Origin of the sequence: Pantoea sp. MBLJ3 (assembly GCF_000816655.1) — a bacterium.
Classification (GTDB): domain Bacteria; phylum Pseudomonadota; class Gammaproteobacteria; order Enterobacterales; family Enterobacteriaceae; genus Pantoea; species Pantoea eucalypti.
In genome coordinates this window covers 490,763-504,431 of the sequence record NZ_JSUT01000029.1, presented here as the reverse complement: position 1 = coordinate 504,431, position 13,669 = coordinate 490,763, and the positions used below count along the sequence as shown (strand labels likewise).

General features: G+C 50.9%; 12 protein-coding genes and 1 pseudogene. 10 read left to right on the top strand and 3 right to left on the bottom strand.

Going from position 1 to position 13,669, the window contains the following annotated elements:
• Window positions 1-36 precede the first annotated feature (36 nt).
• Window positions 37-921: a LysR family transcriptional regulator gene (locus tag NP77_RS21550; protein ID WP_039661691.1), complete on the top strand. Its 885-nt coding sequence runs from the start codon at window positions 37-39 to the stop codon at window positions 919-921.
• A gap of 219 nt (window positions 922-1,140) precedes the next feature.
• On the top strand, window positions 1,141-1,689 hold the full coding sequence (locus NP77_RS21545) for a GNAT family N-acetyltransferase (RefSeq protein ID WP_008924515.1): 549 nt from the start codon (window positions 1,141-1,143) through the stop codon (window positions 1,687-1,689).
• A gap of 201 nt (window positions 1,690-1,890) precedes the next feature.
• Here the strand turns inward: NP77_RS21545 and NP77_RS21540 are convergent, their stop codons facing one another.
• The gene (locus NP77_RS21540; RefSeq protein ID WP_039661689.1) at window positions 1,891-3,828 is read right to left on the bottom strand and encodes a methyl-accepting chemotaxis protein; all 1,938 of its coding nucleotides are present in this window, start codon (window positions 3,826-3,828) and stop codon (window positions 1,891-1,893) included.
• Between the two features lie 942 nt (window positions 3,829-4,770).
• On the opposite strand from NP77_RS21540, the gene NP77_RS21535 reads away from it, so the two are divergent.
• On the top strand, window positions 4,771-5,556 hold the full coding sequence (locus NP77_RS21535) for a transporter substrate-binding domain-containing protein (protein WP_039661687.1): 786 nt from the start codon (window positions 4,771-4,773) through the stop codon (window positions 5,554-5,556).
• 135 nt (window positions 5,557-5,691) lie between these two features.
• On the opposite strand, the pseudogene NP77_RS21530 reads toward NP77_RS21535, so the two are convergent.
• Window positions 5,692-5,952, bottom strand: a pseudogene (locus NP77_RS21530) (tyrosine-type recombinase/integrase); the annotation flags it as partial.
• Between the two features lie 314 nt (window positions 5,953-6,266).
• Here NP77_RS21530 and NP77_RS21525 point away from each other — a divergent pair.
• The 7 genes from NP77_RS21525 to hxlB all read left to right on the top strand — a co-directional run bounded on the left by NP77_RS21525 (window position 6,267) and on the right by hxlB (window position 11,882).
• On the top strand, window positions 6,267-7,238 hold the full coding sequence (locus NP77_RS21525) for a sugar-binding transcriptional regulator (protein ID WP_008924523.1): 972 nt from the start codon (window positions 6,267-6,269) through the stop codon (window positions 7,236-7,238).
• Between the two features lie 495 nt (window positions 7,239-7,733).
• Window positions 7,734-8,183 carry a PTS galactitol transporter subunit IIA gene (gene gatA, locus NP77_RS21520; protein WP_039661683.1) on the top strand — a complete coding sequence of 150 codons (450 nt, stop codon included), beginning with the start codon at window positions 7,734-7,736 and terminating at the stop codon, window positions 8,181-8,183.
• A gap of 18 nt (window positions 8,184-8,201) precedes the next feature.
• Window positions 8,202-8,495, top strand: coding sequence for a PTS sugar transporter subunit IIB (locus NP77_RS21515; protein ID WP_008924525.1), 294 nt, complete (start codon window positions 8,202-8,204; stop codon window positions 8,493-8,495).
• 24 nt (window positions 8,496-8,519) lie between these two features.
• The gene (locus NP77_RS21510; protein WP_039661681.1) at window positions 8,520-9,773 is read left to right on the top strand and encodes a PTS transporter subunit IIC; all 1,254 of its coding nucleotides are present in this window, start codon (window positions 8,520-8,522) and stop codon (window positions 9,771-9,773) included.
• Between the two features lie 25 nt (window positions 9,774-9,798).
• A complete protein-coding gene (rpe, locus tag NP77_RS21505; protein ID WP_039661679.1) occupies window positions 9,799-10,443 on the top strand; it encodes a ribulose-phosphate 3-epimerase in 645 nt (214 codons plus the stop codon).
• 111 nt (window positions 10,444-10,554) lie between these two features.
• Window positions 10,555-11,307 (top strand): SDR family NAD(P)-dependent oxidoreductase, encoded by a 753-nt coding sequence (locus NP77_RS21500; RefSeq protein ID WP_039661677.1) that lies wholly within the window; start codon window positions 10,555-10,557, stop codon window positions 11,305-11,307.
• Between the two features lie 14 nt (window positions 11,308-11,321).
• A complete protein-coding gene (gene hxlB, locus NP77_RS21495; protein ID WP_008924529.1) occupies window positions 11,322-11,882 on the top strand; it encodes a 6-phospho-3-hexuloisomerase in 561 nt (186 codons plus the stop codon).
• 272 nt (window positions 11,883-12,154) lie between these two features.
• On the opposite strand, the gene NP77_RS21490 is transcribed toward hxlB, so the two are convergent.
• Window positions 12,155-13,663, bottom strand: coding sequence for a sugar ABC transporter ATP-binding protein (locus NP77_RS21490; RefSeq protein WP_008924531.1), 1,509 nt, complete (start codon window positions 13,661-13,663; stop codon window positions 12,155-12,157).
• Window positions 13,664-13,669: the final 6 nt, after the last annotated feature.

Here is a 13,669-nt window from a genome sequence, read left to right as displayed (position 1 = left end):
TAGAAAATGCATCACTGTATAACGGAAGTCGATAAAATGAATTTGCGCGATGTCGAACTGTTCACCATTCTTGCGGAAACCTGCAATCTTTCTAAGGCCGCCCGCAGGCTTGATATGAGTGCAATGAGCGTGTCGCGACATCTCGCTCAACTGGAAAAGGATTTAGGTGTGCGTTTATTTCAGCGTACGACCCGCGCCGTCTCGCTGACCAGTGAGGGCGAAGAATTTCTTCCTTATGCCAGAACCATGATGGAAGCAGAGCAGGGCGCGCGGATTATATTCAGCGAGGACGCTGGCGGGGCCTCAGGACTGCTGAAAATTACGGCTCCTTCCGGTATCGGCCGACGTTACATACTTCCCCTGCTGCCTGATCTCATGGAACAAAATCCTAAAATAAAAATCGATCTCAACCTCAGCGATGATGTGATGGATATCGTGGGTCAGGGATACGATGTGGCCATCAGGGTCGCCCCCCTCAGTGATTCAAATCTGATTGCACACAGACTCAGTAGCAATCCCCGGGTTCTCTGTGCTTCACCGGCTTATCTGTCACGATACGGGAGACCCGGCAGTCTTGCAGAACTGAGTAATCACCAATGTTTGAGAACAACAATGGTGTCTCAGTGGACGTTTGCAAAGAATGGAAATCAACTCAGCCATCTATTTGAGCCACGGTTAATTTGCAACAATGTTGAAGGTGTCCGAAGCATGTGTAAGGCCGGTGCGGGTTTGGCTCAATTAACAAAAGCAGATGTTCACTCTGAACTTGCAGCCGGAGAACTCGTTGAAATACCTCTTATTGATGTAGAGCCTCACATGCTGGCGATATGGGCATTATTTCCCACAAAGCGCTATCTACCGAGCCGCGTTACTGTCTTCCTTGATGCTTTAAAGTCATCGCTGAAAGACCTGATGTCATAAACAGAAAATTTTCCTTTTTGCAAAAGGTGAATGAATCGTGATGTCCGCTTCTCGCTCATAGCGGACCTTAGCCTGCCGCATTTCACTTTGCTGCCAGAAGCGGACGCTGAAGCCGTAATACCATCTTTGCATGATGTAACAGATGACGGTATGTGCATATTTTTCGTAAGGTAAACAAAATCTGATCAGGAATTTATTAACCAGTAAGGATGATTGCCTATGCTAACCCCCACACTTACAACAGATCAGTTGCTTTTAAAACCATTAGTCGCCGAAGATGCTAAGCAGATCCAGACGCTTTATCCCCGCTGGGAAATAGTCCGCTATATGGTGGCATCGGTCCCCTGGCCTTATCCAGAGAATGGTGCAGAGAATTACGTCAATAACGTTGCTCTGCCTGACATGGCGAAAGGAATTGCATGGTTCTGGACTATCAGAAATCGTGAGATACCAGATAAAGTCATGGGCTTGATCTGTCTTTACGACGAAGAAGACAACAATCGCGGATTCTGGCTCGCACCGGAATATCAGGGTCAGGGTTATATGCGTGAGGCTAGTATTGCGGCTACAGATTACTGGTTCAATGTGTTGAATAAGCCGGTGTTACGCGCACCTAAAGCAGCCCTTAACAGCCGCTCTCAGCGTATTTCGGTCACTAGCGGAATGCGGCTTATCAAAACTGTTAAGAAGGAGTATGTCAGCGGCCTTCTGGATTCTGAGCTTTGGGAAATCACCCGCGATGAGTGGAATGCTCTAAGAGTTCAATGATACCAGTAATACAAAGTCCGCTTCTCGCTCATAGCGGACCTTGCAGCACGTATGTCCGCTTTGTGCCAACGTTACGTAAGGAAGGAATTAAGCCATCCCGTAGGATGGCTTATGGAATACTGTTACTGAGATGACAGGCCTAAGAAATGCGCCTGGCAGCACGCCGTTTACAGACATATAAAAAAGCACTTAACAGAAATTTTAACCAGCGTTTGTGCGGAACACGCTAACCGCGTCCCTCAGATTAGCGGCTCGACTTGCAAGTTCATCAGCAGACGATGCTGATTCTTCAACGAGCACGGCATTCTGCTGTGTGACCTGATCCATCTGAGTAACGGCAATATTTATCTGCGATACGCCTGCACTCTGCTCTTCTGAAGAAGATGAAATCTCTCTCACCAGCTGTGCTGTCTGTTCAATCGCATCCATACTCTCCTTCACTTTTTCACCTGCATCCCGGGCCATCGAAATGCCCTGCTCAGCATTCTCCACAGACTGTTCGATCAGTCCTTTAATTTCTTTCGCCGCGCCAGCCGAGCGCTGTGCCAGCGATCTGACTTCCGCCGCAACAACCGCAAAGCCCTTACCGTGCTCACCGGCCCGGGCAGCTTCAACAGCCGCGTTTAACGCGAGAATATTCGTCTGAAACGCAATCCCATCAATGACAGAAATGATTTCCTTAATCTGCCCTGCACTGCTGCTGATTTTCTCCATGGAACCCAGCACTGATTCCATTGCCAGACCGCCACGCAATGCCGCGCTGGTAGCCGAGCTGGCCATTTCTGCAGCATGGCGGGTGTTTTCAGCATTGTTGCCGATGATCGAAGAGAGTTGTTCCATACTGGCGGCTGTTTCAGCCAGCGATGCAGCCTGTTCTTCCGTCCTCGCAGAAAGATCGCCGTTACCGCGGGCAATCTCCTCAGATGAGGTGGCAATGGTGACAGCATTACTTTTAATGTTTTCTACCGTCACCGTCAGGCGCTGACTCATCTGCAGTAATGCCTTAAGCAGACCGGCTGTTTCATTGCGTCCTGTCACGGAAAAAGATGCGGTCAGATCGCCTTCTGCCACTTCAAGCGCAAGCTTGGACGCGGCACCGATAGGTCGTGTTACAGAACGGATAATAATCAATGCGAAAACGACAGAAAGCAGGACCATAAAGAGAAGAACGCTCAGCAAACCATACTGTGCATGCCGGTGGTCCGTAATCTGCTGGTTCAGCATGTCATTCAGTTCATTACCGCCCGCAATCGCGTAGGTGCTGAATCTGTTAATCGCGCTGGTAAAAAGTGCGGCATAGTCCTGAGGACTCTGATTCGTCATACTGCGGCTAATAAATAACTCACCTGCAGTTTTCAGGGCATTTTGGGCTTCCTGTACGGCCCCGTCGGCATCGGCACTGAATTTCTGCTTCAGCCCTGTATCAGACGAAAAAAGCTTCTCTGAGTCCTGAGCAAACATATCCAGATTATAGGCACCCGTGCTGATTAATGATTCCATACGGACAGAGTCAGCCTCACTAACGGCTTCTTTCCTGGCAAGCAGTGAAGTCCCGAACGCACGAATTTTACCCAGACTTTCGGTAAGCTCAGGCAATGATGAGAAATTGCTGGTAATCAGGCGGTACGTACTGATATCTGAATCAAGCGACAGACCGTAAAAATCCAGCACGTCGCGGTTTGTGTTAAGAAGTTTGCGGATGAGTTGCGCATGTGCGTCAAGGCTGGCCGTTTGATCCAGTTTCGAAGCATCAATGTCCTGCTGCAGCGCGTCCCACTGTGCACGCACCCCATTAATTTTATCGATTAAACCCGCACTGCCTTCTGTCTGCGCCATCTCTTTCTTGATGACATCGGTGATAGTAACAATGTCATCTCTAACACTTAGACGCGATGAGGTGGCAGGATTTTTTTGCGCAATAGCGAGGGCTGTTTCAGCGCGATGGCGCTGTATCAGATTCAACAGGGCAAGGATTTTGTTTTCAGCAGGCACTCCTGTTACTTCTTTCTGCTTGTCCTGAATATATTTATTACCTTCTGACACAAAAAGCACGGTAGGAACTGAAAAAAGAACAAGGCAAAACAAGCCCAGAATTGCAAACTTAGCGGTAAGATTAATATTGTTAAGAATATTACTCATTTTTACATCCTGCTGAATTAATTATTATAAGAACAAAAATAATGCAGATTGAAAGCATCTTAATCATCATTATCGGTTAACTGTTCATTAACTTTATAGCAGGCGTAAGAAAGGGAATGTTTAGGTTGAATTGCAACAAGGTCTAACCTGTCACCCAGTAATTAGCCCATGCTGATGTTACTAATTACCTCATAAGAGGTAGGAAAGATTGTTAATATCAATTTCTCTCTTAACGAGTTTTATACATGATTCATGTCCGCTTTGTGCCAAAAGCGGACGTTGCCTGCATCATGGCATGTTAGTTTTCGGGGAGCAGGTCACTTTCTTTCTTCACTGCTTATGTGCAGTAACGTTTCTGCCGGTTGATTGAGTTCCGTATCGCTCGGGGAACTGTCATCTGCACGTAATAGGCGCATGCCATTTATGCACAAATTGACAGGCGATAAGGCGAGGCATCATTTGCCAGTAGAAGACATGTTACTGGAGAGGGGGATCAGGGTTGTTATGAAAAAGAATGTACAGGGTTCAGGGCCTGCAATAGCTGAGTGCATCCGCGATAGCGGCTCCCTTCGGACGCTCTTACGAATGCCACTTGATGAAACTGAGTTGGTGGTCCGTATTCTTGTGCGCATAACCAGCCTGTTTTCAACCGGGATACAGCCAGTCGTAACCCGGCATTGTTTCTTAGCAGCAATCCTGAATATTCTGCGTCTCGGGGTGCAGCCTGTCCTCCGGCGGTGGTATGGGATAACGGCTTGTGTTTCCTGAATGGAGCTCATTTTCCTGGTACAGCTGACCCGCCGGCCGGATATACGGCCTGATACTGGAGGTATAAGGCGCAACAGCAGGACTAATCTGCGCAGCATCAGTGCTACGCCGTTCACATGGTGTCTGCAGGATAAATCATTTTCCTGACACAAAAGTAAAGCGAGAGACATTACCATGCATAAAAAAACAGGCCTGCTGACGGCCATCATCATATTTGTGAGCTTTCCGGCAGCCTCCGCCGTCCGTGACGCTCTTCGCATCGGGGCCGATCTGACTAATCCCCCGTTTCAGTACAGGGACAAGAACGGGGAGCCGGGGGGGTTTGAAATTGACGTCACGAAGGCTGTATGTAAATCCGTTAACGTCAGATGCATCTATGTCGTTAATACTTTCGATGCACAAATTCCGGCGCTGCTGGCCAGAAAAGTGGATGTGATACTGCCACTCGGCGTCACCAGGAAAAGACAGGACGCTATCGACTTCAGCCGTTACGTATTTCATTTACCAACTCGTCTGGTAGCCAGAAAGGAAATTCATCTTCTGCCTGAGACGCAAAGCCTTAGGGGAAAAAATATTGCCGTACAGCAGGGCAGCATTCAGGAAGCGTATGCGGATAAATACTGGCGGCCTGCAGGTGTGTTTGTAAAAAACTATCCTGACCTTGAGGCTATATACGAGGACCTTTATGCCGGCCGGGTGGAGGGGGCCCTGGTACCTTCCGTTGCGCTGACATATGGCTTTCTTCGGACGCCCCAGGGCATTGATTTTGAACTGAAAGGGCCGGAAGTGACGGATGCGGATCTGTTCAGCAGGGGATCTGCTTACGGCATCCGTCAGGGTGACAGCAGCACGAAGCGGCTGCTCAATAAGGGTCTCGAAAACATTATCCGCAACGGCACCTATTCCGTCCTGCAGAAACGCTATTTCGACAATCAGGATTTGAGTGTAAAAAATCCATAGAAGCTGCTCCCTGAAAATATGCCGCTGCCGTAAAGCAAAAATAACCTGTGGCCGCGCAGGATAAGTACCTGCTACTCCTGTGCGTACAAAGCCATAACTGCTTTGAACTGAACCCGCCCGGCTAATGACCACTTCTCAGATTGTTTTTATGAGCATTGCTACCGCCTCATTGCCCGGCATATGAAACTGCTCCCGGTGCCGGGCCACCAAGTCGAGCGCAAACACCTTTGTATAGACCTCGGTGGACTTCATGCTCTTATGAACCATCAGATTCTGCAGCGCTTTCAGCGGAATGCCCGCAAAGAGCATGTGCATGGCGTAGCTGTGGCGGAAAGTATGCGGCGTCAGCGGCACGGAAAACGTGACTCCATCACCAGCGGCTGCGCTCGCGGCCTGTACGGAGTCCTTTAACAGCGACATGAACGACAGCAGATCGCCCGGCCTGGTAACGGATCTGCCTGGTTTTCGCTTTCATGCTGGTCTCCGCGCCCGTCTTTCGCAGGACTATGCGTATATCAAGCGTCGCTGTATGACGGCAAAGAACATCTCACCACGCCGGTCACAGTTTGCGTGCCAGCAGTCACACTGTAGGAAAATGCAAAGCACATCAGATACCATATGAGCGCATAAAACGATACTCTTCTGAATAAAATGCAGGGATGTCAGGTTATCCTGAATGAGATTTACTTTTGACTAAAACGGAATTCGCTATGCCTAAACGTATCAAGAACAGCCGCTGGTCCGGTTACGATCCCCGCTACATCTATTCGCTCGTTGTGCGGCGTTATTTCGTGGAAATGAAAACGAAAACAGAAATTGCTGAGGAGCTGGAGATTTCGCGGTTCAAGGCTGCCCGTCTGATTGATGAGGCGATTCAGCAGGAGTATGTGAAGTTTCTGTTTCCAAAGCAGCAGATGCTGGATGAGGAAATTGCGCACAGTCTCTGCCAGAAATACGGCCTGCAGAACGCGGTTGTGCTTTCGGTATCTGAATCCTGGGCAAGTCAGGAGCAGCTCAATGAGAAGCTGGGTGGCATTACGGCCAGTTATCTCAGCAACTACCTCACCGCAGGAATGACGGTCGGCATTGCCTGGGGACGGGTATTATCCAGCACTGTGAACCAACTGACCAGCCTGCCGGCGCTGGATGTTGTGCAGCTGTCAGGTGTGCATCCCGGTATAGAATTCAGCCAGGGACCGATTGATCTCATCCACAGGCTGTCGACCATCTCGCAGGGAAAGGCGCATCCTATGTATGTTCCAATGTGGGTGGATGATGAAAGCCTGGCAGAAAAGCTGGCCAGCGATCCGGCCGTGATGGACACCCAGCAGTATTATTCCCGGCTGGATGTCGTGATCACGGGCATTGGTGCCTGGAAAACGGGATCGTCAAGCCTGTGTGATATTTTTCCGGAAGAATGGCAGGCGCCACTTTTCCGGGATGATATTGCGGCTGACGTCTGCATAACGCTCGTTAACAGCAAAGGAGAGATCCTTGACAGTCCGATGAGCCGGCTGGGGTTCGGGATTTCAACAGAGCAGCTGCGTAATACCAAAACCGTGATTGGCGTAGCAGGAGGAGAGCAGAAATATGAAGGCATCGTGGCGTCGCTAAAATCTGGCCTGCTTGATGTGCTGATCACGGATTTTGATACGGCAGTGAAGCTCGCTAACGCCTCATGATTACGACTTAACCGGCTTTCATTAAGGGCGCCGCAGGCGTCCTGGTCATGCTTTTCCATTATGCCGCGTCATTTCCCCCTTTATCCTCATCATCCGGGCGCTTCCTGCAACGCCAACTTTTTTGCCCTGCCGTTTGCCCGATGACCTCACGGATTCATTTTCATTCTGACGGCCCGCGGTATGCCACGCGTGCTGAACGGCGTGACGGCCTGTTCTATCTGCAGTAATTGCACTACCGGAGTGCAGACCTCTACTTCTGACACACATTATATTTAACTATCTGTTTTTAAATAAATAAGAATAATTTTTAAGGCAATCTTATAACTTTATTTTGCTCATATGAGCTTTTTTTATTTTGCTCTTTTGTGGTTTATTGTGATCGGCCTTTGAATTTTGCGCTCTGCACGTTTTTGCGTGACGGCGTTGTGCTATAAATTGCTCATATGATTTAAATTTATCGCTCATGTGAGCAATGGCGTGATGCGGGGAGGTATAATGACGACAGTAGCGGTAGACGTGGCAGACGGCGCGGCGTTCAGAAATTACGACGAGGTGCTGCAGCATATTCATCAGCGCCAGCATGCAGAAGGGACAGTAAAAGCGTCGTATCTGGACGCGCTGCGTGAGCGTGAGGCCATGTATCCGACAGGTATTCTGCTGGAAGGTTATTCAGTGGCAATCCCGCACTGTGACAGCAGTCATGCCCGCAGGCCGTCCATTTACATTATCCGCCTGCCTGAATCTGTTGAGGTTCATCAGGCTGATGGCGATGACAGACTGCCTGTCAGACTGGTTATCAATCTGGTCGTGACCGAACCTGCGGATCAGCTGCAGCTGCTCAGGGCCCTGTTTAATAATCTGCAGGATGGGGAGTTTTACCAGCAGTTGCTGGAGCTGCCGTCCGGAAAGGCGGAAGCGTTATTTATTTCAAAAATTATGCAATAACAACCCCGGAGAAAAATGATGATTAATATTCTTGTAGCCTGCGGAAGTGGGGTGGCCACGTCAACCCTGGCGGCCGACGAGGTTAAATCTGTGTGTGCTGAATATGGTATTTCTCAGTACAAAATTAACAAATGCAGCATGTCAGAGCTCCCCTCTGAATTACAGCATGCCGATATTGTTTTAACCACAAATAATTATAAAGGCGAAATCGGTAAGCCCCACATGAGCGTGGCAGGTTTTATCACCGGAATTAATGAAAGTACCTTACGCAAAAAACTGGGTGAATTGTTAACTGAGCTTGCCGGGAAATAATAACAGCATACCGAGGGTGTCAGGATGGAAACGTTAAAACATATAATGCTGACAATAACAGGCATGGGCGCAACCGCTATCCTGCCGCTTGTCATCTTTATTCTGGGCCTGGTTTTCCGGATGAAAGTGGGTGCCGCCATTAAATCAGGTATAACCGTAGGTATCGGTTTTATAGGTTTAGGCTTAGTCGTCAATCTTCTGAGCACCTCCCTGCAGCCGGCTATTGCGTATTATTCGAAAATCGGAAGCGGTTTTACCGTGGCTGACATCGGCTGGCCTGCCGTGGGCGCGGCGGCCTGGGTGGCACCGTTTGCTGCGCTGGTCGTGCCGGTCGGTATCATTCTGAACCTGCTTCTGGTCCGGCTTAAGCTGACCCGGACCCTGAACGTCGATATCTGGAACTACATGCATTTCCTGGTTCCGGGCGCGCTGGCGTACTTTGTATTCGACAGTTTCATGATCGGTTTTGGCGTGGCAGTGGCACTCAGCGTTATGGCACTGTTCATCGGCGATCTGTTTGCCCCCCGCTGGCAGAAATATTATGGCCTGGAAGGCACAACCTGTACCACCGTGATCCATACAGGCTGGACGCTGCCCTTTGCGCTTATAGTCAATAAAATCATCGACCTTATTCCGGGCCTGAACAGAATAGATCTGGATCTGGAGGGCGTGCAGAAACGACTGGGCGTTTTCGGTGAACCCGCGATTATTGGCGTCATTGTCGGCTGTCTGCTGGGGCTTCTCACGAAACAGCCGGTGACTACCGTAGTGCCTATGGCGATGGGCGTGGCCGCCGTAATGGTCCTGCTGCCCAAGGTGGTTGGCGTCCTGATGGAAGGCCTGTCGCCGATTGGCAAAAGCGCCAAAGAAATCATGCAGCGACAGATGGGGAAGGATGCTGAGCTGAACATCGGTATGGACTGTGCACTGGCACTAGGCGATCCGGCAACCGTCACCGTTACCGTCATTACCATCCCGCTGACCATGCTCTGTGCACTGGTTCTGCCGGGGATCATGATTTTCCCCATCGGTGTTTTGATGTCAATTATCTATATGACGACCATGACTGTCATGGCCTGCAAAGGGAACGTCGTGCGTTCAGTTATCACAACCCTGCTCTTCACTATCGTCGTGATGTATCTCGGCGGGTATGTGGCGCCGGGCGCGACCCGGTTCCTTCATGGTGCAGGTGTGGGCTTACAGGGTCAGGGAACCGACTTTGTATTAACCGGCCCCTGGGAAGTCCTGACGTACTGGCTGAGCACGGTATTCCATTGATCCCAAGAGATGAGGTTCGCTTACCATGGCACAGATTTTACCTTCAATTTTCGGTGCAAACATTCTACGCCTGGAGGATGAGATCCGGTTTTTAGAAGAAGAAAATACAGAAATACTGCACGTTGATTTAATGGACGGCACATACGTAAGCAATATCGCGTTCGGGCCTAACCAGATCACGGCGATGAAAAAAGCCAGCAGGATGAAGTTTGACGTCCATATGATGCTGGCCGATCCGGAAAAGCATATTGATGCCGTCATCGGTACCGGCGCGGAAATGATTTCCGTGCATTATGAATCAACGCCACACGTACATTATATTCTGCAGAAGATCCGTAAAGCCGGTCGAAAAGCGGGAGTGGTCATTAATCCAGGCACACCTGAAGGTGTGCTGAGCTATCTGCTGGACGACATTGATTACATCCTTATTATGACGATTAATCCGGGCCAGCCGGGGCAGACTTTTATCGAAAAAAGCCTGGAGAAAATCAGTAACACCCGAAAAATGATTGCGCAACGGAATATTCAGATTGAGGTCGATGGCGGCATTAATCTGACCCTTGCGAGTAAAGTTAAGGAAGCCGGGGCTGATTTAATCGTGGTTGGCGGGGCGTTATTTAACGAGGACCCTGCATCAAGCTACCGGGAATTAAAAACTGCCATGCTCTGAAAGCGAAGTTTCTGTTAACAGGGCACCGACATATTAATTAACAGCATTCATATTATCCGGGCTGGGTGAGCGTCTTCTCCCGCCCAGGCGAGGTTTCAGGAGAAAAGACTGATGAGTAATTTTAAAGGGAAAGTCGTGCTAATCACGGGTGGCGCACACGGGATCGGTAAAGGCATCGCAAAACAGTTTGCCGCGCGCGGAGCGCATACGGTCATCGCCGACTACAACGACATTAACGGCCGTCAGACTGCCGAAGAACTGACATCGGAAAACGTGACGTCGCTGTTCATAAAAACGGATGTAGCCGATCCTCAGGCGATGGTGGATGCGCGTAATACCGTTTTCGCCACGTTTGGCCGTATCGATATTCTGGTCCTGAATGCAGGCGTCGCATTTGCCAATAAAGTCAGCGATATTACATTCGAGGAGTGGAATAAAACGCTTTCCATTAACCTGAGCGGTTTATTTAATACGGTTAAAGCGTTTTATAATGACTTTCTGACTAACCAGGGTGCCATTGTCTATATCTCATCGGGATCAGCATTGTCCGGAACCGGCGGCGGCGTGAGTTATCCGGCAAGTAAAGCCGGCGGTGAAGGCCTGATACGCGGCCTGGCGAAAGAACTGGGCCCCCGAGGCGTTAACGTTAATGCCATTGCGCCACGCCTGATCGACACTGGCGAAATGATGCGTGTTAACTACCCTACGCAGGCCGATCTGGACGCCGTGCTGGAGAAAATTCCGGTCCGTCGCCTGGGTACCGTTGATGACGTGGCGAATCTGGCCGTTTTTCTGGCAGATAAGTCGAACTCTTACATTCAGGGTCAGACCATCCTTATGGATGGCGGCCGTACGGTAGCCTGACGGGAGGATAGGGCATGGGCGTTCAGGAAAACACGATCAGCATTCTCAGGGAGCTGGAGCGCAATGCACAGGATATCGATAACGGGCAGGCGTTGCAGCTCATTGACCGGATCCGCAGCGCAAACCACATTTTTCTGCAGGGAGCCGGACGCAGCGGAATAGCCATACGGGCATTCGCTAATCGTCTGATGCACCTGGGGTTATCGGTAAGCGTTGTGGGGGAAATTTCCGCTCCGCATTCACGCCCGGGTGACCTGTTGATCATTGGTTCCGGCAGCGGTGAAACGGTAAGTCTTAGAAGTCTTGCGCAGACGGCCACAGAAAGAGGCGTTGAGGTTGCGCTGGTTACCCTGAAAAAAGAGTCGACGATTGGTCAGTTGGCCGGATGCGTACTGGTCTTGCCAGGTACCGTGAAAACGGGACATGCCAATCAGGCGGGGCAGTTTTCACAGCCGATGGGGTCGGCCTTTGAACAGCTCTGCTTCATCACTTATGACGCCATCGTACTTGAGCTGATGAAGCAGATGGGAGAAACCAGCGAAACGATGTTTGAACGGCACGCTGATTTTGAGTAATAGCCCAGAGCGCTTCCCCGGAAGCGCTCATTTGTTTATGACATCCCTGAAAAAGAGATAATCTGCCAGAAGTATCGTCCCTGGAGGGTATCTGGAAACGTTGTCAGGCAGGGAGTATCAGTAACATGAACGGATGTGATACTGCCCAAAAGCCCACTTACTGCCGTCAGTGCTTTGAGGCAGGCCCCGGCCTGGGTTATGTGGCAGGGGCCTGGTGTAACGCTAAGAAAGGTGTGTTGAACGCCAGGCTGGCAGCCATTTACCGCAGCAGGTTAAGCAGCCGTTTCTGAGTGTTCCCAGGCGGCTTTACGCAGGTCGGCAGGTTTAAGATCACGCGCGGGCACGATCACACCATCGCACCTGCCGTGGCGGAACACCGTAATGTTATCGGCCACGTCCAGCAGCTCCTCTTCCTCGCTTGAGACCACAATGACGCAGCAACCTCTGTCCGCCAGCTGATGGATAATGCGGTAGATATCGGCTTTGGCTCCGATATCAACCCCCTTGGTCGGCTCATCCAGCAGTACCAGGTTAGCATTCTGGGCAATCACCCGGGCGAGCAGCACCTTCTGCTGATTTCCACCGGAGAGGGACTTAATCGGCCCATCCAGCGAACCTAGCGTATTCATTTTACTCAGCAGCGCCGCCGCCGCCTGGCGGGCGGCGCCGTGGCTGACGAAGCCACCGGCACGAAATTTTTTCAGGACAGGCAGAGTGGCATTGGCATAGCTCGACATCTGAGGAATAAAGCCGTCTTTTTTACGTTCCTCGGTGAGGTAGGCAATCCCCTGTGCAATGGCCCTGGCGGGGGAGGTGGGGTGATAAACTTTATGCCCCAGACGTATTTCACCGCCGGTTACGGTTTCAAGCCCAAACAGCGTCTGGCACAGGCGCGTCCGGCCGGCACCGGCCAGTCCGTAAATCCCCAGGATCTCGCCGCGATAGGCCTCAAGATTTACCCCCTTAAGGCGGTCGGTCTGCAGATTACTTACGGTAAGCCAGGGTTTGCCCAGCGCCCCCCGGATCAGGCCGCGGCTGTTAGCCGCCGCCTGATAGGCATTCGCGTCGCCGACAATAGCGTCGATAATGGCGCTTTTGCTCAGCGTTGCTTTACCTTCGTTATAGATCACGCGGCCACCGCACATGACGGTTGCTTCATCACAGACGCCAAGTACCTCGTCTAACTTGTGAGAAACCAGCACGACTCCAATCTGCTTTTCACGCGCGATGCGCTGTACCGCCTGCAGTAACGCCTCTGCCTGCGCACCTTCCAGTGCGGTCGTGGGTTCATCGAGAAACAGAAACCGCGCCTCACGATCGAGGTTCGACACCACTTCCAGCATCTGCTTGTCAGGATGTGACAGGTTTCTCACCAGCTCAGTCGCGCTGAAGCTCAGGTGATACTCTCTCAGCACGCTTTCGGTATGCGCGATCATGCTGTCGTCATCAATAAAACCGTTTCCTTTCCGCCGCTCACGCCCGAGGAAAAGGTTCTGCCAGACACTCATGCCGGGAATGAGCCGGAGTTCCTGATAGACACAGGCGATACCACTGTTCAGTGCATCGCGGGGTGAGGCCAGATGAACCGGTTCATCCCCGATAGTCAGCTCCCCGCTGTCCGGCGAGTTCACACCGGCCAGTATTTTGAGCAACGTAGACTTACCTGCGCCATTATGGCCAAAAAGGCCATGGATCTCGCCAGGTCTGACGCTGAAATCCACGCCGTGAAGGACCTGAACCCCCGAAAACCCTATTTTTACCTGCTTCGCCACATAATTCATTTTTCT

Excerpts from the sequence above, each read along its gene's own strand:
- NP77_RS21550 (WP_039661691.1), top strand. The coding sequence starts at position 37 with ATGAATTTGCGCGATGTCGAACTGTTCACCATTCTTGCGGAAACCTGC.
- NP77_RS21545 (WP_008924515.1), top strand. The coding sequence starts at position 1,141 with ATGCTAACCCCCACACTTACAACAGATCAGTTGCTTTTAAAACCATTA.
- NP77_RS21540 (WP_039661689.1), bottom strand. The coding sequence starts at position 3,828 with ATGAGTAATATTCTTAACAATATTAATCTTACCGCTAAGTTTGCAATT.
- NP77_RS21535 (WP_039661687.1), top strand. The coding sequence starts at position 4,771 with ATGCATAAAAAAACAGGCCTGCTGACGGCCATCATCATATTTGTGAGC.
- NP77_RS21525 (WP_008924523.1), top strand. The coding sequence starts at position 6,267 with ATGCCTAAACGTATCAAGAACAGCCGCTGGTCCGGTTACGATCCCCGC.
- gatA (WP_039661683.1), top strand. The coding sequence starts at position 7,734 with ATGACGACAGTAGCGGTAGACGTGGCAGACGGCGCGGCGTTCAGAAAT.
- NP77_RS21515 (WP_008924525.1), top strand. The coding sequence starts at position 8,202 with ATGATTAATATTCTTGTAGCCTGCGGAAGTGGGGTGGCCACGTCAACC.
- NP77_RS21510 (WP_039661681.1), top strand. The coding sequence starts at position 8,520 with ATGGAAACGTTAAAACATATAATGCTGACAATAACAGGCATGGGCGCA.
- rpe (WP_039661679.1), top strand. The coding sequence starts at position 9,799 with ATGGCACAGATTTTACCTTCAATTTTCGGTGCAAACATTCTACGCCTG.
- NP77_RS21500 (WP_039661677.1), top strand. The coding sequence starts at position 10,555 with ATGAGTAATTTTAAAGGGAAAGTCGTGCTAATCACGGGTGGCGCACAC.
- hxlB (WP_008924529.1), top strand. The coding sequence starts at position 11,322 with ATGGGCGTTCAGGAAAACACGATCAGCATTCTCAGGGAGCTGGAGCGC.
- NP77_RS21490 (WP_008924531.1), bottom strand. The coding sequence starts at position 13,663 with ATGAATTATGTGGCGAAGCAGGTAAAAATAGGGTTTTCGGGGGTTCAG.